Source organism: Micromonospora sp. URMC 106 (genome assembly GCF_051386395.1).
Taxonomy (GTDB): domain Bacteria; phylum Actinomycetota; class Actinomycetes; order Mycobacteriales; family Micromonosporaceae; genus Micromonospora.
Genome location: NZ_JBPQTP010000037.1, coordinates 25622 through 46597 on the forward strand (window position 1 = coordinate 25622; position 20976 = coordinate 46597).

The following is a 20976-nucleotide window of genomic DNA, read 5'->3' on the forward strand; positions in this document are numbered from 1 at the left end:
GGCCCCGCCGGTATGGAGTTGCGCCCACCCGGCGACGGCTCCAAGATCGGCGGGGCTTCTGCGCGAAGGAGGATCACCATGGGTGAACGGTTTGCGGTTGTCAGTGGCGGTGGAACGGGAATCGGTGCGGCCGTCGCCCGGGCGCTGGTCGCGGACGGATGCTCCGTGCTGGTCGTGGGGCGGCGGGCGGACGTGCTCGCCGCCGCCGCCGACCGTATCGGCGCCGAGTGCGGGCGACCCGGCGCCGTACGCGCCGTCGCCGCCGACCTGACCGACCCCGGGCAGGTCGCCCGGGTGGTCGACGCCGTCGGCGGGCGGGCGGTCGACGTGGTCGTCAACAACGCGGGCGGCTACCTGGGCGGCGACACCGGCACCCTGGCCGCGACGGCGGCGCACTGGCGGGCCAACCTGGACGCCAACGTGCTCACCGCCGTGCTGCTCACCGAGGCGCTTCGGCCGGCCCTGCGCCGCCCCGGCGGCCGGGTCGTCCTGGTCAGCTCGATCGCCGCCCAGCGGGGTGGCGGCGGCGCGTACTCGGCGGCGAAGGCGGCGCTGCACGGCTGGGCGTACGACCTGGCGGCGCAGCTCGGACCGGAACAGATCACGGTCAACGTGGTCAGCCCCGGCTACGTCGCGGACACGGAGTTCTTCGGCGACCGGATGACCCCGGAGGGGCACGCGAAGCGGGTGGCGGCGACCCTGGTCGGCCGCGCCGGCACCCCGGAGGACATCGCCGAGGCGGTCCGCTACCTGGCCGGCCCGGCGGCCGGCTACGTCACCGGGCAGGTGCTCGGGGTCAACGGCGGCTCGGTCCTCGGCCGCTGACCGGGAGGGGCGGGCGGCGAGGGGGCGACTTCGGGGATGTTGTCGCCCCGTCCGGCACGGAAGGGGACAACATCCCCGAAGTAGCGAACTCGGCCGACCGCCCGCCCCGCGAACGCTGGTAGAAATGCCGGATGAGCCAGGATCGGACGGCGGTACGGGAGCGGGCTGAGGCGGTGCTGCGGCGATTGGCCGGCGAGCACGCCCGGCTCCGCGAGGACCAGTGGCGGGCGATCGAGGCGCTGGTGGTCGACCGCCGCCGGGTGCTCTGCGTGCAGCGCACCGGGTGGGGCAAGTCGGCCGTCTACTTCGTGGCCACCGCCCTGCTGCGCGACCGGGGGCCGGAAGCCGGCGCGCCCGCCGCCGGCGCTCCCGCCCACGGCGCGTCGGCCGCCGGGGCCGCCCCGGCTCCCGGCCGCGACGCCCCCGCCGGGCCGACCGTGATCGTCTCGCCGCTGCTGGCGCTGATGCGCAACCAGGTCGAGTCGGCGGCCCGCGCCGGCATCCGGGCCCGCACCATCAACTCCGCCAACCTCGACGAGTGGGACGAGATCACCGCCGAGATCCACGCCGGCGCCGTCGACGTGCTGCTGATCAGCCCGGAGCGGCTCAACAACCCGGACTTCCGGGACACCGTGCTGCCGAAGCTGGCGGCGACCACCGGCCTGCTGGTGGTCGACGAGGCGCACTGCGTCTCCGACTGGGGGCACGACTTCCGACCGGACTACCGCCGGCTGCGTACCTTCCTCGGCAACCTGCCCGAGCGCACGCCAGTGCTGGCGACCACGGCCACCGCCAACGCCCGGGTCACCGCCGACGTCGCCGAGCAGTTGGGTGACGCCCTCGTGCTGCGCGGCAGCCTCGACCGCGAGTCGCTGCGGCTCGGCGTGGTCGACCTGCCGAGCCCCGCGCACCGGCTGGCCTGGCTCGCCGACCACCTGGACCGGCTGCCCGGCTCGGGCATCGTCTACACGCTCACCGTCGCGGCGGCGGGGGAGACGGCCGAGTTCCTCCGCTCCCGGGGCTACGCCGTCGCCTCCTACACGGGCCAGGCCGAGGACGCCGACCGGCGGGCCGCCGAGCAGGACCTGCTGGACAACAAGATCAAGGCGCTGATCGCCACGAGCGCCCTGGGCATGGGCTTCGACAAGCCCGACCTCGGCTTCGTGGTGCACCTCGGCGCGCCGCCCTCGCCGATCGCGTACTACCAGCAGGTCGGCCGCGCCGGCCGAGCCGTCGCGCACGCCGAGGTGCTGCTGCTGCCGGGCGTCGAGGACGCCGCCATCTGGCGCTACTTCGCCTCGCTCGCCTTCCCGCCGGAGGAGCAGGTCCGCGCGGTGCTGGCGGCCCTGCACACCGACCGCCCGCTCTCCACCCAGGCCCTCGAACCGATCGTCGACCTGCGCCGGGCCCGACTGGAGCTGATGCTCAAGGTGCTCGACGTCGACGGCGCGGTCCGCCGGGTGCGCGGCGGCTGGCTCGCCACCGGCGAGCCCTGGGTCTACGACGAGGCCCGGCTGCGCCGCGTCGCCCAGGCGCGCACCGCCGAGCAGCAGGCCATGCGCGAGTACGCGAGCACCCCCGACTGCCGGCTGCGCTACCTGCGCGAGTGCCTGGACGACGCCGGGGCCGCCGACTGCGGCCGGTGCGACCGCTGCGCCGGTCCGCTGTTCACGCCCGAGGTGTCGGACGCCGCGCTGACCGCCGCGCAGACCTTCCTCGGCCGGCCCGGCGTGGAGATCGGGCCGAAGAAGCTCTGGCCGACCGGGCTGGAGGCGGTGGGTGTACCGCTCAGGGGGCGGATCGCCCCGACGGAGCAGGCGCTGCCGGGGCGGGCGGTGGGGCGGCTGTCCGACCTGGGCTGGGGCGGGCGGCTGCGCGGCCTGGTCGGGCCGGAGGCGGCCGACGGGCCGGTCCCGGACGACGTGGCCGCCGCCGTCGTCGAGGTGTTGAAGGCGTGGGCGCACGGCGACGACCCGTGGCCGCGCCGCCCGGTCGCCGTGGTGGCGGTCGGCTCGCGTCGCCGGCCCCGGCTGGTCGGCTCGCTCGCCGAGCGGATCGCCACCGTCGGCCGGCTGCCCCTGCTCGGCCAGGTGACGCCGGCCGGCCCGGCCGCCGGCGAGGGCCCGCGCGGCAACAGCGCCCAGCGGGTACGCGCGCTGCACGGTGCCTTCACCGTGCCGGCGGACCTGGCCGACGCCCTCGCCGGGCTCGCCGGGCCGGTGCTCCTCGTCGACGACCTGGTCGACTCGGGCTGGACGATGACGATGGCCGCCCGGGAGCTGCGTCGGGCCGGCGCGCCCGACGTGCTGCCGCTGGCCCTGGCCGTGGCCGGCTGACCCGCCGGCCGTCCTGGTGGCCGGTCGGGCTGCGCGGTCCCCGTCGCGGCCGGGGACGGGAAAGTTCCCGGCCGGCCGGGAGTGCGACCGTCGCCACCCCGCGTCGATGCGGGACCGGCCCGATCGTGACGGAGGGTAGCGTGAGCGGCATGACCGATGAGCAGCCCGGCCGCGAGCGGGACGGCGGCGGTGCCTGACCAGTCCCCGGTGGTGCCGGACCACGCCCCGGCCCTGGGGGACCGGGCGTCGGGCGCGTCGGACCGCCCCTCGGCCGTGCCGGACCAGTCCTCGCCCGGGCCCGACCAGGCCGCCGTGGAGCCCCACCGGATGTCGGCCGTGCCGGACCGGAGCACGCTCCGGCTGGCCCTGGTCGTCGGCGGACTGGTGCTCGCGGTGCTGCTCGGCTTCGGTCTCGGGCGGCTCGACGGCGGGGGCCCGTCCGCGTCGGCGGGGCTGGACAGCGCCCTCGGCGAGCACACCCACGAGCCGGGGACCGGCGCCCACCAGCACGGTGCCGACCAGGGCACGGCGGCGGAGGCGTCCGGCCTCTCGGTCACCTCGGCCGGCTACACGCTCACCCCGGTGGCGTCGACGTTCACCGCCGCCCGGCCGGGCGAGCTGCGCTTCCAGGTGCGCGACGCGCAACGCCGCCCGGTGACCCGGTTCGCCGTCGTGCACGACAAGCCGATGCACCTGATCGTGGTGCGCCGCGACCTGACCGGCTACCAGCACCTGCACCCCACCATGGCCGCCGACGGCACCTGGTCGGTGCCGCTGACCCTGCCGCGGCCCGGCGTCTGGCGCGCGTACGCCGACTTCACCGCCCTCGCCGACGACGGCCGGCAGACGGCGGTGACCCTCGGGGTCGACCTGGTCGCGCCCGGCGGCTACCAGCCGCGGCCGCTGCCCGCGCCGGCCACCTCGGCCACGGTCGACGGGTTCACCGTCAGCTACCAGGGCACGCCGCAGACCGGCCTGACCGTGCCGCTGACCTTCCGGTTCGGCGCGGCCGGGGGCACCCCGACGCTGGAGCGCTACCTCGGCGCGTACGGGCACCTGGTCGCGCTGCGCGAGGGCGACCTGGGTTACCTGCACGTCCACCCCGAGCCGCAGGCGGCCGACGGGGCGGTGACGTTCTGGGTGACCACGCCCGGCCCGGGCCGCTACCGGCTCTACCTCGACTTCCAGGTCGGCGGCGTGGTGCGGACCGCCGAGTTCACGCTGACCGTGCCCTGACGTCCGCCGGCGGCCGGTGGGCGGATGCCGACGGGCCGCGAGGGATGACGGTCAGCCGGCGCGGCGGATCGGGCGGCGGGCCAGGTAGCGCAGCAGGTCGCGGATGTGGTGCTTCTCCTCCGCCGGCACGGTCGGGTCGGCCAGCCGTTGCAGGATCACCCGGACGTCCGCCTCGACCGGGCCGTCGTCGAGGCGTCGGCGCGGCGAGGGGCCGGCGTCGGGCAGGCCGAGCGCGCGGAACGCGGCCGCGACCGGCAGGTCCAGCGCGGCACAGAAGCCCCGTACCTTGGCGAGCTCCGGATAGTCCTGCCAGTCGCCGGCGAGCCAGCGGAACACGGTGGAGCGACCGACGCCGGTGTGGGACGCCAGGTCCGTGACGGTCCACCCGCGCTCCTCGCGGGCGTCGTCGATGGCGCGCCGCACGAAGCGTGCGAAGGCCATCTGCGGCGATACCTCTACCGAACCCATCCCTGCGGGTCTTCCCTCCCGACCGGCACCCGGCGGTGCGCCTCCGAGGGTAGTACGGAAAGGTAAGGAAACAATTGACTGACCGACCAGACCGTCCCGTGGGCGGGACTTTCCGCGCGAACGATGACGCGGATCACCCGGCTGACGGGGCCGGGGCCGCCGGGAGCAGGGTCTCCAGCCGGGGGGTGACTCCCCACTGGTCGACCAGTTGCCGGTACTCCGCCCGCTGACCGTCCGTCGGCGCGGTGCCGGTGCGCCGGGCCCGGATGAGCAGGTTGCGCGGCGTGTGCCGGGAGTCGACGAACTCCACCACCTCGGCCCGGTAGCCGTGCAGGCGGAGCAGCCCGGCCCGCAGCGCGTCGGTGAGGACGTCCGCGAAGCGCTCGCGGAGGATGCCCTGCCGGGTCAGCAGGTCGTACGGCGCGGGAGCCGGCCGCGCGCGCAGCTGGGCCGCGACGTCGTGGTGGCAGCACGGCGCGGCGAGCACCCAGCGGGCCCCCCAGCGCACCGCCCGGGCCAGCGCCTCGTCGGTGGCGGTGTCGCAGGCGTGCAGCGCCAGCACCAGGTCGGGGGCGGGGGCCACGACGGCGTCGGCGATCGTGCCGGCCACGAAGCTCACCCGGTCGGCCCAGCCCAGCCGCTCGGCCAGCTCGGTGTTGCGGCGGCGCTGGTCCTCCCGGACGTCCACGCCGACCAGTTCGACGTCGAGCCCCCGCTGCGCCAGCCACCGGTACGCGGCGAAGGTCAGGTACGCGTTGCCGCACCCGAGGTCGACGACCCGCAGCGGCCCGGTCAGGTCGTCGGGGAGGGTCGCCGCCAGCGCCCGCAGGAACGCGTCGACCTGCCGCCGCTTCGCCGCCGAGCCGCCGATCTCGGCGAAGATCGGGTCGCCCGGGTCGAGCAGGTACTCCTTCGCCCGGTCGTGCCCACCCGGTTCGGCTACCGGCCGCGCCGCCGCGGCGCGGTGGATTTGCGCCTCGCCCGACTTGGTCACCCGCAGTTGCAGCGTGGCGTCGGCCGTCTCCACGTGCCAGTTGCCGAACGGCTCGGCCAGCAGCGCGTCCACCGCCGCGTCCGCCTCCGGGCCGGGGGCGACGTTGCGGGTGTACGGCCGGGAGCCGTCGGAGGTGGAGATCTGCAGCCGGGGACCGGCCTTGAGCGCGACCGGCCTCAGCTCGGCGCGGACCACCGAGGGGCGGTGCCCGCGTCGACGTCCGGCGGCGACCGCCCGGGTCAGCGCGGGGTCGAGCAGCAGGGCCCGGACCTCGGTCAGGGCGGCATCCAGCGGTTCGGGCATTGCTCCATCTTCCTCGTCGTCGGCGGGGCGCCGCCGGGCGGCCCGACACCGCCGGGCACCCTGTGCACGGGGCACGACAGCCGACATCCCCGCACCGGGGACCGGTACGGGGATGTCGGCTGTCGTGCGTGGGGTCAGTCGGCGGTCGCCTCGGCCGGCGTACCGGCGGCGCCGCCGCCACGACGGCGCCGGCGGCGGCGCGGCTTCGACGCCTCGCCCTCGGCGGCGGCCGGGGCGTCGGCGGCCTCGGCGGTGATCACCGCGGTCGGCTCGCCCGAGAGCGTCTCGCCGGCCCGGCGACGCCGGCGGCGACGCGGGGTGCGGGTGCCCTCCTCGGTGGCCTCGGCCGGCGCGTCGGCGTCCGGCTCGGCGATCGTCCCGGCGGCGTGGCCCTGGCGGCGCTCACCGCGACCGCGGCTCTCGCCGCGTCGGGCACCGCGGCCCTCGCCCCGGCGGGACCGGCCACCGCCCAGGTCCTCCTCCACCTCGGCCGACAGCCCGGCGCGGGTGCGCTCGGCGGTCGGCAGGGTGCCGCTGACCTCGGTGGGGATGTGCAGGTCGGTGTAGAGGTGCGGGGACGTGTGGTACGTCTCCGGCGGCTCCGGCATCTCCAGGCCCAGCGTCTTGTCGATGATCCGCCAGCGGGGCATGTCGTCCCAGTCGACGAAGGTCACCGCGACGCCGCTCGCCCCGGCCCGGCCCGTGCGACCGATCCGGTGGGTGTAGGTGTCCTGGTCCTCCGGGCAGTCGTAGTTGATGACGTGGGTGACGCCGCTGACGTCGAGCCCGCGCGCCGCCACGTCGGTGGCGACCAGGATGTCGATCTTGCCGGCCCGGAACGCCCGCAGCGCCCGCTCGCGCGCGCCCTGCCCGAGGTCGCCGTGCACTGCGGCGACGGCGAAGCCCCGGAAGTCGAGGTCCTCGGCGACCCGGTCGGCGGCCCGCTTGGTGCGGGTGAAGATCATGGTCAGCCCGCGCCCCTCGGCCTGCAGGATGCGGGCCACGATCTCGATCTTGTTCATCGAGTGGGTGCGGTAGACGAGCTGCTCGGTCTGCGGCGACGGCCCGGTCTCGGCGGTGTGACCGGCATGGATCGTCACCGGGTGGCGCAGGAAGCGCCGGGAGAGGGTGACGATCGGGTCCGGCATGGTCGCCGAGAAGAGCATCGTCTGCCGGTCCTCCGGCAGCATCGCGAGGATCCGCTCGACGTCGTCGAGGAAGCCCAGGTCGAGCATCCGGTCGGCCTCGTCGAGGACCAGCGCGTGCACCCGGTCCAGGCGCAGGTGCTTCTGCTTGGCCAGGTCGAGGAGGCGGCCGGGGGTGCCGACCAGGATCTCCACGCCCTTGCGCAGCGCGTCGACCTGCGGCTCGTACGCCACGCCGCCGTAGATCGGCAGCACCCGGACGCCCCGGGTCCGGCCGGCGGCGGCGAGGTCCTTGGCGACCTGGATGCCCAGCTCGCGGGTGGGCACGACGACCAGCGCCTGCGGCACGCCGTCGCTGCCCTCGCCCGGCGCGAAGACCCGCTCCAGCAGCGGTACGCCGAAGCCGAGAGTCTTGCCGGTGCCGGTGGGCGCCTGCCCGATCAGGTCGGTGCCGCGCATGGCGATCGGGAGCGCGTACTCCTGGATGGCGAACGCGCGGGTGATGCCGGCCGCGGCCAGCGCGTCGACGGTCTCCTGACGCGCGCCCAGCTCGGCGAAGGTGGGTGCCTCCGGTCGCACCGGAGCGGTGGGGGCCAGTTCCTGGCCGTCCATGAGTTCTTGGGTCAGCTCGCTCATATGGATTTGGGGGTGCCCTCTCGTGGGTGCGCCCCGTCATGTCCTCAGGGCGCGATCGGTGTGGCGCGGGCCACACGGTCGGCGGCAAACTGCCTGGCCGGACCGGGCCGCACGCGCGCCGTGGGGTCGGACTTCGATCGGACCGACCGGTCGGTTGGACCAGTCTGGCCAGCTCGGCGCCCACGGCAACTGCTCTATCCTACCCGAACCGCCGGGTGGACGTCCTGATTCCTGGTGCGGGCGGTGCGTCCGGGGTTGCCTCATGTGACCTGCGTCACTCCACCCGAAGATGCGGCCGCGGCGGTAGCCTGCGCTCGTGCCCGACCCCGATCACGATCCGCCCGAGGATGCCGTCCCGGACCCGCCCGGCACGGAGCTGCCCGGCGCTGCCGCCACGGACCCGACCGGCCGCGCCGTCACCGAACTGCCCCACCACGCCGTAACCGACCTGCTCGGCCTGGTGGCCCTCGGTGAGCTGCTCGCCTTCGAGCGGATGGCCGTCGACGCCCGGCTTGCCCCCGACCTGCGCCGCCGGGCGGCCCTGAGCGAGATGGCCGCCGCCGAGATCGGCAACTACCGGCGGCTGGCCGACCGGATCGCCGCGCTCGGCGTGCTGCCGGACGACGCGATGGCGCCGTACGTCGCGCCGTTGCAGGCGTACCACGATTCGACCGAGCCGCGGGACTGGGCGGAGGCGGTGACCAAGGCGTACGTGGGCGACGCCATCACCGACGACTTCATCCGGGAGATCGCCGCGGCCCTGGCGGAGCCGGACCGCCAGCTCGTCCTCGACGTGGTGCACGACTCCGCGTACGCCGACTTCGCCGTCGCGGAGATCCGGGCCGCCATCGCCGCCGACCCGAAGGTGGCCGGCCGGCTCTCGATGTGGGCGCGGCGGCTGGTCGGGGAGGCCCTGTCGCAGGCCGGCCGGGTCGCCGCCGCCGACCGGGGCGCGCTGACCGCCCTCATCGCTGGGGACGACCGGGTGGACGTGCAGGGATTGTTCCGCCGGCTGACCGCGGCACACACCACGCGGATGGCCGCCGCCGGGCTGAACAACTGACGCACCGGCCGACAACGGTCGGCGGATCCGCGACGGGTCACCGGGTCACCCGTCGCGGCCGGCCGGACTGGTCAGCGGACGGTGAAGCCGACCGCTCGCGGCGACGCCTCGGCGATCTCGACGTAGGCGACCTTGTTGACCGGCACGATCACCCGCCGACCCTTCTCGTCGGTCAGGGAGAGCGTGCCCTCGTCCTTGGCCATGGCGTCGGTCACGATCTGCTCGATCTCGGCCGGCGACTGCGCGCTCTCCAGCACCAGCTCGCGGGGCGCGTACTGCACGCCGATCTTGACCTCCACAGTGCCTCCTCGTTCGGGCGAAAGAGCCGCCGATGGGAAGGCTATCCGATCTCGCGGCCCGATGCTCAGGCTGACTCACCTTGCAACGGGAAGCTGGCGATGCCCCGCCACGAGAGGGCGGCGACCAGCGCCTCCGCCTCCGCCTTGGGTACCTGCCGGCCGCCGGCCAGCCAGAACTGCGCGGCGGTCTCGGCCGCCCCGACCAGGCCGGAGGCGAGCAGCTCGGCGTGCGCCCGGCTGACCCCGGTGTCGGAGATGATGGTGTCGGTTATCGCCGCGATGCAGCCCTGTTCGACCCGCTCGACGCGCTGCCGCACCGCCGGGTCGTTGCGCAGGTCCGACTCGAAGACGAGGCGGAACGCCTCGCTCTCGTGGTCGATGAAGTCGAAGTAGGCGCGCACCGACGCCCCGACCCGCTCCTTGTTGTCGTTGGTGCCGCGCATCGCCTCGTGCACCTTCGCGAGGATCGCGTCGCAGTGCGTGTCGAGCAGGGCGAGGTAGAGCTCCATCTTGCCGGGGAAGTGCTGGTAGAGCACCGGCTTGGAGACCCCCGCCCGCTCGGCGATGTCGTCCATCGCCGCCGCGTGGTAACCCTGGGCGACGAACACCTCCTGGGCCGCGGCGAGCAGTTGCTTGCGGCGCGCGGAACGGGGCAGGCGGGTGGGCCGGCCGGCGGTCTGTGCACCGTTCCCCACAGCGGTCATGGGAACCTCCGAGTTTCTTCGTACGAGCCGGCATTTCACCCGAACCGGTCGGGGCTCATGACCCGTCGCGGAATTGGCCCGCCGCTGTAACTTATCGCCACTGTCACCACACGGTAGCCTCAGCGGGGGCGACCAAGGAGCGCGCGGTGAGTGAAACAGGGCAACCCGGTGCCGCCACCCCGGGAGAGCACGGCGACGGGACGGGCCAGCGGGACGACCTGGGCCGGGCCGGCAGCGGGTGGGCGCCCCCGGCGGCCGGTTGGTCCCGGGGCCAGGATCTCTCCGGGGTCCGCGAGCACCCCACGGCGTGGGCCCAGCCCGAATCCGTTCCCGGCTGGGCCGCCTCGTCGCCCCGCCACGGAGACCTGCCGTCGCCGCTGCCCGGCCCGCCGGCCGGAGCCGAGCCGCCGGCTCGGGTCAACGGCCACCACGCCAACGGTGTCAGCCACGCCGACGACGCGCCCGCCGGCCGCCAGGCGCCGGTGAGCGCCCCGCCCGGCATCCCCGGCGAGCAGCGCCGCGATCCGGGCGGCGACCGGCTGGTGGTACCCGCGCAGCGGCCGGCGCCCGCGGCCGAGCAGCCGGGGGGCCCGCAGCACGGGCCCGCCGAGCCCGAGGGCGGGCCGGCCCGGCACTCCTCCGACGAGCCGTCGCTCGGTCGCCAGACGCGTTGGGCGGAACCCGGCCTGCCGACCTCGGCCCCGCCCGCCGTGCAGGTCCCGCCCGTCGGCACGGCGGCCAGCGGCTTCGAGGTGCCGCCGGGGTTCCACGCGCCGACCGCCGACCGCACCGCCGAGGAGCCCTCCCCGACCGCCCGCGCGCTCGGCGCGGACCGACCCTTCCGCGCGGACGACGGCTCCGGCGCCCTCCACGAACACCACGGCGGCGGCCCCTTCCGTGCGGACCACGGCGCCGACCCCGGTCGCGGCCCGCTCGCCGGGCAGGACCCGCCGGCCCCCGCGGAGCAGGACGGCCCGTCGACCGCCTACGGCACGCCGGGCCCGGACCGGCCGGCCGGCGCGGAGCGCGCGGCGGGTGGCGACCGTGGGCCCGGCGTCGAGCGGGAGCCGGACGCCTCCCGTCCGCCGGCCGTCGAGTGGTCCCCGGCGACGGAGCCCGACTGGTCGGGCCCGAACTGGAACCGGCCGAGCTGGGGCAACGCCTGGGCGCCGCCCTGGTCCCGGGAGGAGACCGAGCCGGCCGGCCGCCGGTCCCGGGACGAGCCCGGGTCGACCGGCCGCCGGTCGCGGGCCGAGGACGAGCCGGTCGGCCGCCGGTCGCGCGAGGAGGGCGAGCCCGTGGGGCGCCGGTCCCGCGAGGACCAGGCGCCGGCTTGGGCCGCCGAACCGGCCCAGCCCTACGAGCCGTCGCGCGCCGAACCGGGGCGCCCATATGAGGCCGGGCGGACCGGGTCCACGCCCCGCCCGGCGTACGAGCCACCGGCCGACCCCGCCGACCGGGCCACGTCGCCCGTGGCCGGCCGGTCCGTCCCGGTCCCGCTGGAGCGGCCCGCCTGGGCGGGCGGAGGGCCGTCCGGCGCGCCCGCGAGCGCGCCCCCGGCCGCGTACGACCTGGCCGGTCCCGAGGTCACCACCCCGGCGCCGGCCGTGGACGAGACCGCGGCTCGGGCCGCGCGGCCGTTCCGGCTCCGGCCGGTCAGCGAGGAGGTGCCTGCGGCGTCGCCGGAGGCACCGGGCGGCCCGCGGGCCGCCACCGGTTCCGCCGCGAGCGGGCCCGCGCGGCTCGACCGCACCCCGTCCGCGCCCGCCCCGACGAGCGCACCTTCCTACGCGGCCCGCCGATCCGCCCCCGAACCGGCGCCCACTGCCGAGCCGGCCGGCGGCGACGGGCTCCCGGACCGCCCGGCGGCGGTGTTGCCGCAGCGCGTCCCCGCCGAACCGGACGTGCCCGTCGTGCCGGAGCCGCCAGCCGTGGAACCCCCCGCCGAGACCCCGGAACTCGCCCGCATCGCCACCCACCTGCGCCGTGACGACGAGCCCGCACCGTTGCGGGAGCGGCCCGAGGGCTTCGACGTCAACGCGATCCTCGACGCCGTACGCGGCGTGGCCGGCGTCCGCGACGCGGCGCTGCGCCGCACCCCGGCCGGGGCGCACAGCCTGCGACTCGACCTGGCGGACGGGGCCGACCCGGCCGAGGTGAGCCGGCAGGTCGCCCGCCTGCTCCAGGAGCGGATGGGGCTGGCCGCCGCGCCGCAGAACGTTCCCGGCATGCCGGCCGCGCCGGCCCCGCCGGTGCGCCGCCGGTCGGCGGAGCCGCGCGCGGCCGAACCCAGGTCGCCCGGGTCCGCCGGGCCACGGGGCGCCGAGCCGGCGGCCGCCGAGCCGCGGGTGCCCGGTAGCCGGGCGGCCGGCGGCCCGCCCGAAGCCCCGCCGGCCCGCGCCGAGCAGCGTCCCGAGGCGTCGCCGGAGCCCCCGCGCCGCCGGCGTCAGTCGGCCGCCCCGCACCGGGGTCGGGCCACTGTGGAGGAGCCGGGCTCGGTCTCCGTCGCCCCGGCCGGGCCCCCGCCCGGCAGCCCGGCGACCGTCGGCACGTCGTACTCCGGTGGGCAGGTGACCACGACGGAGACCGCGCCGTCCCGGCCGCTGGACACCGGCGGCGCGGCCGGTCCCCGGGTGGTGATCGACCACGTCCAGGTGAGCACGTTCGGGCTCGACGCCACCGTGGAGGTGCGCCTCGTCGCCGGCGGGGAGAGCGCCGCCGGCTACTCGACGGGACCGGCCGTCGACGGGTACGTGCTACGACTCTGCGCGGTGGCCGCCGCGGCGGCGGTGGACGAACTGCTCCGCGGCGGGGACCCGGGGCCGGAACGGGGCCGCTGCTTCGTCGAGCACGCCGCGGTGGTGCCGTTCGGCAACTGCGAGGTGGCCACGGTCGTCGTGCTGCTCGTCTGCGACGGCTGGGTCGAGCAGCTCGCCGGCTCCGCGCTGGTCGCCGGTGATCCCCGGCAGGCGGTCGTCCGGGCCACCCTGTCCGCGGTCAACCGTCGGCTCGAGGCGCTGCTGGCCTGAGCGCGGGGGAGCGGGTTCGACGCGCTGCCGCTTCGCGCGGGCGCGGGCAGACTGGAGGGATGAAGCGCGCCACCCTCTGGCCGGACCATGCCCTTCCCGAGCACTCCGTGCCGCCGCCCTGGCCGGGGCGCGAGGTGCGCCTCGACGGCACGGTGACGTACGTCCGGGACACCCCGGCCACCGCTCCCGGCGCGGAGCCGGCGCTCTACGTGCACGGCCTGGGCGGCTCGTCGCAGAACTGGACCGACCTGGCGGGCCTGCTCGCCGACCGTCTCGACGGGCAGGCCATCGACCTGCCCGGGTTCGGCCGCAGCGAGCCCGGGCGCCGCTACACGATCCCGGCCTTCGCCGAGCGGGTGATCCGCTGGATCGAGCACTCCGGCCGGGGGCCGGTGCACCTGTTCGGCAACTCGCTGGGCGGGGCGGTCTCGGTGCAGGTGGCGGGGCTGCGGCCGGACCTGGTCCGGACCCTGACCCTGATCTCGCCGGCCCTGCCGTTCCTCGACTTCCGGCGCTCGTTGCAGGGCCGGATGCTGCCGCTGCTGGCGATCCCCCGGGGTGAGCGCCTGGCCGCCTGGCGGCTGGCCCAGCTCGCGCCCGAGGTGATGGCGCAGCAGGTGCTGGAGGCGTGCATCGCCGATCTGAGCCGGATCTGCGAGCAGCGTCGGCAGGAGGCGCTGGAGGAGATCCGGGTGCGCTACGAGGCCGAGCACTACGCGGCCGCGTACGTCCGGACCTTCCGGGGGCTGGTCTCCAGCTTCCTGCGGTCGTACCTGCCGGGACCGGGGTCGCTGTGGCGGCTCGCCGCCGCGGTCCGGGCGCCCACGCTGGTCGTCGGCGGGCGACACGACCGGCTGGTGGACGTCCGGGTGGCGCCGCAGACCGCGCGGGTCATCCCGGACAGCCGGCTGTTGATGCTCGACGGGGTCGGTCACGTGGCACAGGTGGAGGTGCCGCGCCTGGTCGCCCGCGCGGTGCTGGGCCTGCTCGCCGAAACGGGGGACACCGCGAAGCGGTCCGACATGGCAGGCTGAGCGGGATGCCCTCTGCCCGCCGCCGCCCCGCCACGCCCCCGACCGGGGGCCACCGCACCGACGCCCCGCGCGGAGGGCGTGGCCAAGCCACCAGGCGGGTCCCGGCCGGTCCCGACCTGACCCGTCCCCGGCACCGCCGTCCGGCCCGCCGGCGCCGGCTCGTCGAGCTGGTCGCGCTCGTCCTGGCGGTGGGTGCGGCCGTGGCGGTGGTCGCCGACCGGCGGGGCGCCGACGTCGGTGCGGAGGTGTTCACCGCCGAGCAGATGCCACCGGCACCGGGGCTCGCGCCGGTGTCCGCCTTGCCGGTCCCGCCGTCGCCCGCCGCCGCGACGCCCGCGCCGCCGGTGCTGCGGCTGCCCGGGCCGGTGCCGTCGGAGGGCCGGGGCAGCTTCGGCTACGACGACCGGGTGGGTCCGGTGCTGGGTGAGACCGGCACGCTGCGCCGCTACCGGGTCGCCGTGGAGTCCGGCTCCGACGAGGACGCGGGCGAGTTCGCGGCCGCCGTGGAGACGGCGCTCACGGGGCCGGGGAGCTGGGTCGACGGAGGGCTGCGCCTGCAGCAGGTACGCGGCGACGCCCGGCACGACTTCACGGTCTACCTGGCGACCGCCGCGACGGCGGGCCGGATGTGCGCGGCCGGCGGGGTCGACATCCGGGTGGGCGGGCGGCCGTACACCTCGTGCCGGGCGCCCGGCAAGGTGATCATCAACCTGGACCGTTGGCGGCTCTCGGTGCCGCACTACGTCAGCGCCCGGGTGCCGCTCTCGGTCTACCGGACGTACGTGGTGAACCACGAGGTCGGGCACCAGTTGGGGCACCGGCACGAACGGTGCCCGGGCAAGGGCCGACCGGCGCCGGTGATGATGCAGCAGACGCTGTTCCTCGACGGATGCGTCGCCAATCCGTGGCCCTACCGCGACGGTCGGCGCTACGCCGGGCCGCGGCTCTAGCGGCGGCGGACATCGGGCGCAATGGCGTGAAAAGGTGACGGAACGGCCGTGAGCGGCCCGTAATTGCGCTAGCGGAATTGCGTATAAGACGCGGAAATGCCCGATTAAGTGGGACGCTCGATTCATGACGTCGTCGTCCCCTTGCGACCCGCCTGGTCCGTCCTCGCCCCACTCGTCGCCGTCGCCGCGCCCGCGAACCCCGTTCCGCGACCGGCGCCCGCCGGCCCTGTTCCGGGACCGGCGGGTCGTCGGGCTCGGCCTGGCCCTGCTGCTCGCGGCGGCCGTCATGGTGACGCTGCCACGGGCGGGCGACCCGCCCGACGACCCGTCCGCGGACGGCCGGGGCCGGACGGTCCACGGGGCCGGGGCGGGCGAGCGGGCGCGGCCCACCCCCTATCCGCGGGAGGGCACGGGCAGTTTCGCCACGGCGGCCGGGGACTCCCCGGTCCGGGGCACGGACGGGCCGGTGTGGCGCTACCGGGTGGCCGTGGAGTCGGGCACCGGGCAGGACGTCGCCGCCTTCGCCGCCACCGTCGACGAGGTGCTGGCCGACCCGCGTGGCTGGACCGCCTCGGAGGAGCTGCGGGTGCAGCGGGTCGCCGAGGCGGCCGACGCCGACTTCACCGTCTACCTCGCCACGCCGGGCACCTCGGAGCGGATGTGCGCCGAGGGCGGCCTGAGCACCGAGGGCTACACCTCCTGCCGGCTCCCCGGCCAGGTGATCATCAATCTGGCCCGCTGGCTGGAGGCGGTTCCGGACTACGGCGCACCGCTGGAGATCTACCGCACCTACGTGATCAACCACGAGGTGGGCCACGAGTTCGGCGAGGTACACCAGGCCTGCCCGGCGCCCGGCGAGCCGGCGCCGGTGATGCAGCAGCAGACGTACGGCCTGGACGGCTGCGTCGCGAACGCCTGGCCCTACGTCGACGGCTCGCGCTACGCCGGCGAGATCGTCCCCGGCATCTGAATATTCCCGTTCCCGCAGTTCGGGCGACGTGTCCCTCCTCATGGCCGGCCGACCCAACCACGAGCGACAATGGCTCGGTTCGCCACCAGCCGATTCCGGGGAGTCCACCGTGTCGTTGCCCCCGCTCGTCGAGCCCGCCGCCGAGCTGACCGTTGACGAGATCCGCCGCTACTCGCGCCACCTGATCATCCCGGACGTCGGGGTCGAGGGGCAGAAGCGGCTGAAGAACGCCCGGGTGCTCTGCGTCGGCGCCGGTGGCCTCGGCTCGCCGGCCCTCATGTACCTGGCCGCCGCGGGCGTGGGGACCCTCGGCATCATCGACTTCGACACCGTCGACGAGTCCAACCTCCAGCGCCAGATCATCCACGGCGTCTCCGACGTCGGCCGCTCCAAGGCCGAGTCGGCCGCGGCGTCGATCCGCGAGATCAACCCGCTGGTCAACGTGGAGATCCACAACACCGCGCTGGACCGGGACAACGTCCGCGACATCTTCTCCCGGTACGACCTGATCGTCGACGGCACGGACAACTTCGCCACCCGCTACATGGTCAACGACGCGGCGGTGCTCCTCGGCAAGCCGTACGTCTGGGGTTCGATCTACCGCTTCGACGGCCAGGCGTCGGTGTTCTGGGCCGAGCACGGCCCGTGCTACCGCTGCCTCTACCCGGAGCCCCCGCCGCCCGGCATGGTGCCGTCCTGCGCCGAGGGTGGCGTGCTCGGCGTGCTCTGCGCGTCGATCGGCTCGATCCAGGTCAACGAGGCGATCAAGCTGCTCGCCGGCATCGGTGAGCCGCTGGTCGGCCGGCTGATGGTCTACGACGCCCTGGAGATGAGCTACCGCAAGATCAAGGTCCGCAAGGACCCGAACTGCGTCCTCTGCGGCGAGAACCCGACGGTCACCGACCTGCTGGAGGACTACGAGGACTTCTGCGGCGCGGTGTCGGTGGAGGCCCAGGAGGCGGTGGTCGACTCGACCATCACCGCGCTGGAGCTCAAGGAGTGGCAGGACGCGGGCAAGGACATCTTCCTCGTCGACGTCCGCGAGCCGGCCGAGTACGAGATCGTCCGGATCCCCGGCGCGACGCTGATCCCCAAGGGCGAGATCATCTCCGGCGAGGCGCTGGCCAGGCTGCCGCAGGACCGGCAGATCGTGCTGCACTGCAAGTCCGGGGTCCGCTCGGCGGAGGCGCTCGCCGCGCTGAAGGCGGCCGGGTTCCGCGACGCGGTGCACGTGCAGGGCGGCGTGCTCTCCTGGATCAAGCAGATCGACCCGTCGCTGCCCGCGTACTGACGCGGTCGGCCGAGGCGGGATCACATTCGCGCCGGTAGCGTTGCCGCCGTGGTCGACATCGATGCGGCGATCGGGTTCGTCGTGGCGCACGGGGACGCGGTGGACCGCGCCCGGCTCTCCCGGCTGCGCGCCGGTTCGCCGCCGCCGCCCGAGCTGCTCGACGCGGCGGAGGTCGGTCAGACGCCCGGCGGTGGCTGGCCGGCGACGCTGGGCGGGGACGTCGCGTCGGTCGACGCCACCTGCTTCCGCCTGTCCGAACTGGACGACCTCGGCGCGCTCGGCCGTCCGGCCGCCCGCCGGGCGCTGGACTGGCTGGCTGCCCGGCAGTTGCCCGACGGCGGCTGGGAGGAGGACCCGGCGCTGGCCGGCGTCGCCCCCGAGTGGGCCCGGCCCGGCGATCCCGAGGCGGGGTTCTACCTCACCGCCAACGCCGGGTTCTGGCTGACCGTCGCCGGCCTGGACGCCCGGGCCGCCGGCCCGCTGGACCACCGGGTCGGCGGAGCGTACGCGGGCGTCGTGCACGCCGCCGCGCAGTCGCTCGTCGCCCGGCTGCGCCCGGACGGCGGCTGGCCGTCCTTCCTGCCCGCGGGCTGGCTCGGCGCGGCCGTCCTGCACCGGCAGGAGATGTTCCACGAGGCGGCGCGGATCCAGGTGATGCTCGCCGACCGGGTCCCGGAGCTGTCCCCGGGCGACGTGGCCTGGCTGGCCGCGACGCTGCGCCGCGTCGGCATCGACGGGCAGGACTGGCTGCTGGTGCGGGCGCGTCGGCGGCTCGCGGAGACCCAGCGCAGCGACGGCGGCTGGGACAGCGAGGACGGGCACCAGTTCGACGTGCACACCACGCTCAGCGCGATCCGGGCCTGCCGCTGAGCCGCCGGCAGGCGGTGTAGACGACCTCCACGTCGAGCTTCTCCCGGCCGGCCGGGACGGTCAGCCGCGCAGGTGGCCGTCCCCGGTCACCACGTACTTGGTGGAGGTCAGCTCGGGCAGGCCCATCGGCCCGCGGGCGTGCAGCTTCTGCGTGGAGATGCCGATCTCGGCGCCGAAGCCGAACTCCCCGCCGTCGGTGAACCGGGTCGAGGCGTTGACCAGCACGGCCGCCGCGTCCACCCGGGCCACGAACTCCCGGGCGGCGGTGGCCGAGTCGGTGACGATCGCCTCGGTGTGCCCCGTGCCGTACCGCCGGATGTGCGCGACCGCCGCGTCGAGCGAGTCGACGACGGCGACCGAGATGTCGGCGGAGAGGTATTCGGTCGCGAAGTCCTCGTCGGTGGCCGGGACCACCGCCGCCGAGTGGGCGGCGACCCGCTCGTCGCCGTGCACCGTGACGCCGGCCTCGGCGAACGCGGCCAGCACCGGCGGCAGGAAGGCGTCGGCGACCGCCGCGTGCACCAGCAGCGACTCGGCGGTGTTGCAGGTGGACAGCCGCTGCGTCTTGGCGTTCAGCGTGATCGCGACCGCCTTGGCCAGGTCGGCGGCGGCATCGACGTAGACGTGGCAGTTGCCGACGCCGGTCTCGATCACCGGCACCGTCGACTCCTCGACGACCGTGCGGATCAGCGACGCGCCGCCGCGCGGGATCAGCACGTCGACCAGGCCGCGGGCGCGCATCAGCTCCTTGACCGAGTCGCGGGTGGTGGCGTCGAGCAGTTGCACCGCGTCCGCCGGCAGGCCCGCGTCGGCAACCGCGTCGCGCAGCACCGCGACCAGGGCCGCGTTGGAGTTCGCCGCCGAGGAGGAGCCCCGCAGCAGCGCCGCGTTGCCCGACTTCAGGCAGATGCCGGCGGCGTCGACCGTCACGTTCGGCCGGGCCTCGTAGATGATGCCCACCACGCCGAACGGCACCCGGATCTGGCGCAGCTCCAGCCCGTTGGGCAGGGTCGAGCCCCGGACCACCTCGCCGACCGGGTCCGGCAGCGCGGCCATCTGCCGCAGCGCGTCGGCGATGCCCGCCACCCGCCCCGCGTCGAGGGCGAGCCGGTCCAGCACGCTCGCGCTCAGCCCGGCCTCGCGTCCGGCCGCCAGGTCCGTCGCGTTGGCGGCCAGGATCTCCGGCGTACGCGCCACCAGCGCGTCGGCCATCGCCACCAGCGCGGCGTCCTTGGCCGTACGCGTCGCGACGGCCAGCGCCTCCGCCGCCGTACGCGCCCGCCGGGCCTGCTCGCTCACGCTCATCGCGCCTCACTCCTCACAGCAGCACCAGGTCGTCGCGGTGGACGACCTCCCGTTCGTACGCCGGGCCGAGCGCCGCGGCGAGTTCCGAGGTCGACCGGCCGAGCAGCCCGGGCAGCTCCACCGCGTCGTAGTTGACCAGCCCCCGGGCGACCGGCGCGCCCTCGACGTTTACCAGGTCGACGGGGTCGCCGGCGGTGAACGCCCCGTCCACGGCCGTGATCCCGGCGGGCAGCAGCGACTTGCGCCGGCCCACCACCGCGGCGACCGCGCCGGGGTCGAGGTGCAGCCGCCCCCGGGGCGAGGTGGCGTGGGCGAGCCAGAAGAGCCGGGCCGCCGGGCGCCGCCGGCTCGGGTGGAACAGGGTGCCGACGGGCTCGCCGGCCAGCGCCGGGGCGGCCAGCGGCGCGGCGGTCAGCACCACCGGGATGCCGAAGCCGGTGGCGATCCGGGCCGCCTCCACCTTCGTCACCATGCCGCCGGTGCCCACCCCGGCCCGGCCGGCGCCGCCGATGTCGACCCCGGTCAGGTCCCGCTCGTCGTGCACCTCGGTGATCCGGCTGGAGCCCGGGCGGGCGGGGTCGCCCGTCCAGAGGGCATCCACGTCCGACAGCAGCACCAGCAGGTCGGCGTGGACCAGGGCGGCGACGAGCGCGGCCAGCCGGTCGTTGTCGCCGAACCGGATCTCCTCGGTCGCCACCGTGTCGTTCTCGTTGACGATCGGCACCGCCCGCAGGTCGAGCAGTTTGCGCAGGGTGCGGTACGCGTTGCGGTAGTGCGCCCGCCGGGTCACGTCGTCGACGGTGAGCAGCACCTGCCCGACGGTCAGCCCGTGCCGGGCGAAGGCGGCCGCGTACCGGCCGATCAGCAGGCCCTGCCCGACGCTGGCGGCGGCCTGCTGGGTGGCCAGGTCGCGCGGGCGCCGGGCCAGCCCCAGCGGGGCCAGGCCGGCGGCGATCGCGCCGGAGCTGACCAGCACCACCTCGCGGCCCTCGGCGGCCAGCGCGCCGAGGGTGCCGACGAGCGCGTCGACCCGCCCGTCGTCCAGCCCGCCGGCGGCGGTGGTCAACGAGGAGGATCCGATCTTGACGACGACCCGTCGGGCCGCCGTGACTGCGTCGCGCACCCGCCCATTCTGCGTGGTCGCTCCGGGTGCGCCCCGGCGCGTTCCCATATCGTGGCCGGTCGTGACACCTGACGAGTACGTCGAGGCGGTGCTGGAGTTGGTCGAGCGGATCCCGCCCGGCCGGGTGATGTCGTACGGGGCGGTCGCCGACGCGCTCGCCGAACGCTCGGGGCGGGCGTCGGCCCGGCTGGTCGGCTCGATCATGGCCCGGCACGGCGGCGGGGTTCCCTGGCACCGGGTGGTGAACTCGGCGGGCCGGCTGCCGCCCGGTCACGAGCGGGAGGCGCGGGCCCGGCTGCGCGCCGAGGGGACGCCGCTGCGCGGCGACGGGGTCGACATGGCGGCGAGCTGGTCCCCGGAAGAGGGGATGTGACGAGGACCATAACGTGAGTAAC

The 20976-nt window shown here is 76.0% G+C and carries 18 protein-coding genes; 11 read left to right on the plus strand and 7 right to left on the minus strand.

Annotated features, from left to right (window positions below; all coding sequences use genetic code 11):
- Window positions 1-78: 78 nt before the first annotated feature.
- The 3 genes from ACSNOB_RS14225 (at window position 79) to ACSNOB_RS14235 (ending at window position 4397) form a co-directional block, all read left to right on the plus strand.
- Window positions 79-825 carry an SDR family NAD(P)-dependent oxidoreductase gene (locus ACSNOB_RS14225; RefSeq protein ID WP_393105764.1) on the plus strand — a complete coding sequence of 249 codons (747 nt, stop codon included), beginning with the start codon at window positions 79-81 and terminating at the stop codon, window positions 823-825.
- Between the two features lie 131 nt (window positions 826-956).
- Window positions 957-3161, plus strand: a complete 2205-nt coding sequence (locus tag ACSNOB_RS14230; RefSeq protein WP_436687075.1) for a DEAD/DEAH box helicase — start codon at window positions 957-959, stop codon at window positions 3159-3161.
- A gap of 327 nt (window positions 3162-3488) precedes the next feature.
- On the plus strand, window positions 3489-4397 hold the full coding sequence (locus ACSNOB_RS14235) for a hypothetical protein (protein ID WP_436687093.1): 909 nt from the start codon (window positions 3489-3491) through the stop codon (window positions 4395-4397).
- A 51-nt stretch (window positions 4398-4448) separates the two neighbouring features.
- On the opposite strand, the gene ACSNOB_RS14240 is transcribed toward ACSNOB_RS14235, so the two are convergent.
- From ACSNOB_RS14240 to ACSNOB_RS14250, 3 genes are all read right to left on the minus strand, one after another.
- Window positions 4449-4865 (minus strand): helix-turn-helix domain-containing protein, encoded by a 417-nt coding sequence (locus ACSNOB_RS14240; RefSeq protein WP_393105758.1) that lies wholly within the window; start codon window positions 4863-4865, stop codon window positions 4449-4451.
- A 133-nt stretch (window positions 4866-4998) separates the two neighbouring features.
- Window positions 4999-6162 carry a class I SAM-dependent methyltransferase gene (locus ACSNOB_RS14245; protein WP_436687076.1) on the minus strand — a complete coding sequence of 388 codons (1164 nt, stop codon included), beginning with the start codon at window positions 6160-6162 and terminating at the stop codon, window positions 4999-5001.
- A 134-nt stretch (window positions 6163-6296) separates the two neighbouring features.
- Window positions 6297-7943, minus strand: a complete 1647-nt coding sequence (locus ACSNOB_RS14250; protein ID WP_436687077.1) for a DEAD/DEAH box helicase — start codon at window positions 7941-7943, stop codon at window positions 6297-6299.
- Window positions 7944-8259: 316 nt separating this feature from the next.
- Between ACSNOB_RS14250 and ACSNOB_RS14255 the strand changes: the two genes are divergently transcribed.
- Entirely contained in the window at window positions 8260-9006 is a 747-nt protein-coding gene (locus ACSNOB_RS14255) for a ferritin-like fold-containing protein (RefSeq protein WP_436687078.1), read from the plus strand.
- A 71-nt stretch (window positions 9007-9077) separates the two neighbouring features.
- On the opposite strand, the gene ACSNOB_RS14260 is transcribed toward ACSNOB_RS14255, so the two are convergent.
- Together ACSNOB_RS14260 and ACSNOB_RS14265 are read right to left on the minus strand one after the other, a co-directional pair.
- Entirely contained in the window at window positions 9078-9305 is a 228-nt protein-coding gene (locus tag ACSNOB_RS14260) for a DUF3107 domain-containing protein (RefSeq protein ID WP_091102353.1), read from the minus strand.
- A gap of 65 nt (window positions 9306-9370) precedes the next feature.
- The gene (locus ACSNOB_RS14265) at window positions 9371-10009 is read right to left on the minus strand and encodes a TetR/AcrR family transcriptional regulator (protein WP_393105750.1); all 639 of its coding nucleotides are present in this window, start codon (window positions 10007-10009) and stop codon (window positions 9371-9373) included.
- Between the two features lie 146 nt (window positions 10010-10155).
- Between ACSNOB_RS14265 and ACSNOB_RS14270 the strand changes: the two genes are divergently transcribed.
- The 6 genes from ACSNOB_RS14270 (at window position 10156) to ACSNOB_RS14295 (ending at window position 18153) form a co-directional block, all read left to right on the plus strand.
- Window positions 10156-13038, plus strand: a complete 2883-nt coding sequence (locus ACSNOB_RS14270; RefSeq protein ID WP_436687079.1) for a hypothetical protein — start codon at window positions 10156-10158, stop codon at window positions 13036-13038.
- A gap of 59 nt (window positions 13039-13097) precedes the next feature.
- On the plus strand, window positions 13098-14072 hold the full coding sequence (locus ACSNOB_RS14275) for an alpha/beta fold hydrolase (RefSeq protein WP_393105746.1): 975 nt from the start codon (window positions 13098-13100) through the stop codon (window positions 14070-14072).
- Between the two features lie 5 nt (window positions 14073-14077).
- The gene (locus ACSNOB_RS14280) at window positions 14078-15022 is read left to right on the plus strand and encodes a DUF3152 domain-containing protein (RefSeq protein WP_436687080.1); all 945 of its coding nucleotides are present in this window, start codon (window positions 14078-14080) and stop codon (window positions 15020-15022) included.
- Between the two features lie 124 nt (window positions 15023-15146).
- The gene (locus tag ACSNOB_RS14285; RefSeq protein WP_436687081.1) at window positions 15147-15992 is read left to right on the plus strand and encodes a DUF3152 domain-containing protein; all 846 of its coding nucleotides are present in this window, start codon (window positions 15147-15149) and stop codon (window positions 15990-15992) included.
- 109 nt (window positions 15993-16101) lie between these two features.
- Window positions 16102-17283, plus strand: a complete 1182-nt coding sequence (moeZ, locus tag ACSNOB_RS14290; RefSeq protein ID WP_436687082.1) for an adenylyltransferase/sulfurtransferase MoeZ — start codon at window positions 16102-16104, stop codon at window positions 17281-17283.
- Window positions 17284-17307: 24 nt separating this feature from the next.
- Window positions 17308-18153, plus strand: coding sequence for a prenyltransferase/squalene oxidase repeat-containing protein (locus tag ACSNOB_RS14295; protein WP_436687094.1), 846 nt, complete (start codon window positions 17308-17310; stop codon window positions 18151-18153).
- 60 nt (window positions 18154-18213) lie between these two features.
- Here the strand turns inward: ACSNOB_RS14295 and ACSNOB_RS14300 are convergent, their stop codons facing one another.
- Both ACSNOB_RS14300 and proB read right to left on the minus strand, forming a co-directional pair.
- On the minus strand, window positions 18214-19458 hold the full coding sequence (locus ACSNOB_RS14300; protein WP_436687083.1) for a glutamate-5-semialdehyde dehydrogenase: 1245 nt from the start codon (window positions 19456-19458) through the stop codon (window positions 18214-18216).
- A gap of 13 nt (window positions 19459-19471) precedes the next feature.
- Window positions 19472-20629: a glutamate 5-kinase gene (proB, locus tag ACSNOB_RS14305; RefSeq protein ID WP_436687084.1), complete on the minus strand. Its 1158-nt coding sequence runs from the start codon at window positions 20627-20629 to the stop codon at window positions 19472-19474.
- Between the two features lie 13 nt (window positions 20630-20642).
- Between proB and ACSNOB_RS14310 the strand changes: the two genes are divergently transcribed.
- Window positions 20643-20954 (plus strand): MGMT family protein, encoded by a 312-nt coding sequence (locus tag ACSNOB_RS14310; RefSeq protein ID WP_393105734.1) that lies wholly within the window; start codon window positions 20643-20645, stop codon window positions 20952-20954.
- The last annotated feature ends 22 nt before the right edge of the window (window positions 20955-20976 follow it).

Coding starts and splice junctions, on each gene's coding strand:
- ACSNOB_RS14235 (WP_436687093.1), top strand. CDS start 3,489: ATGTCGGCCGTGCCGGACCGGAGCACGCTCCGGCTGGCCCTGGTCGTC.
- ACSNOB_RS14225 (WP_393105764.1), top strand. CDS start 79: ATGGGTGAACGGTTTGCGGTTGTCAGTGGCGGTGGAACGGGAATCGGT.
- proB (WP_436687084.1), bottom strand. CDS start 20,629: ATGGGAACGCGCCGGGGCGCACCCGGAGCGACCACGCAGAATGGGCGG.
- ACSNOB_RS14265 (WP_393105750.1), bottom strand. CDS start 10,009: ATGACCGCTGTGGGGAACGGTGCACAGACCGCCGGCCGGCCCACCCGC.
- ACSNOB_RS14245 (WP_436687076.1), bottom strand. CDS start 6,162: ATGCCCGAACCGCTGGATGCCGCCCTGACCGAGGTCCGGGCCCTGCTG.
- ACSNOB_RS14230 (WP_436687075.1), top strand. CDS start 957: ATGAGCCAGGATCGGACGGCGGTACGGGAGCGGGCTGAGGCGGTGCTG.
- ACSNOB_RS14240 (WP_393105758.1), bottom strand. CDS start 4,865: ATGGGTTCGGTAGAGGTATCGCCGCAGATGGCCTTCGCACGCTTCGTG.
- ACSNOB_RS14275 (WP_393105746.1), top strand. CDS start 13,098: ATGAAGCGCGCCACCCTCTGGCCGGACCATGCCCTTCCCGAGCACTCC.
- ACSNOB_RS14280 (WP_436687080.1), top strand. CDS start 14,078: ATGCCCTCTGCCCGCCGCCGCCCCGCCACGCCCCCGACCGGGGGCCAC.
- ACSNOB_RS14285 (WP_436687081.1), top strand. CDS start 15,147: ATGACGTCGTCGTCCCCTTGCGACCCGCCTGGTCCGTCCTCGCCCCAC.
- ACSNOB_RS14250 (WP_436687077.1), bottom strand. CDS start 7,943: ATGAGCGAGCTGACCCAAGAACTCATGGACGGCCAGGAACTGGCCCCC.
- ACSNOB_RS14300 (WP_436687083.1), bottom strand. CDS start 19,458: ATGAGCGTGAGCGAGCAGGCCCGGCGGGCGCGTACGGCGGCGGAGGCG.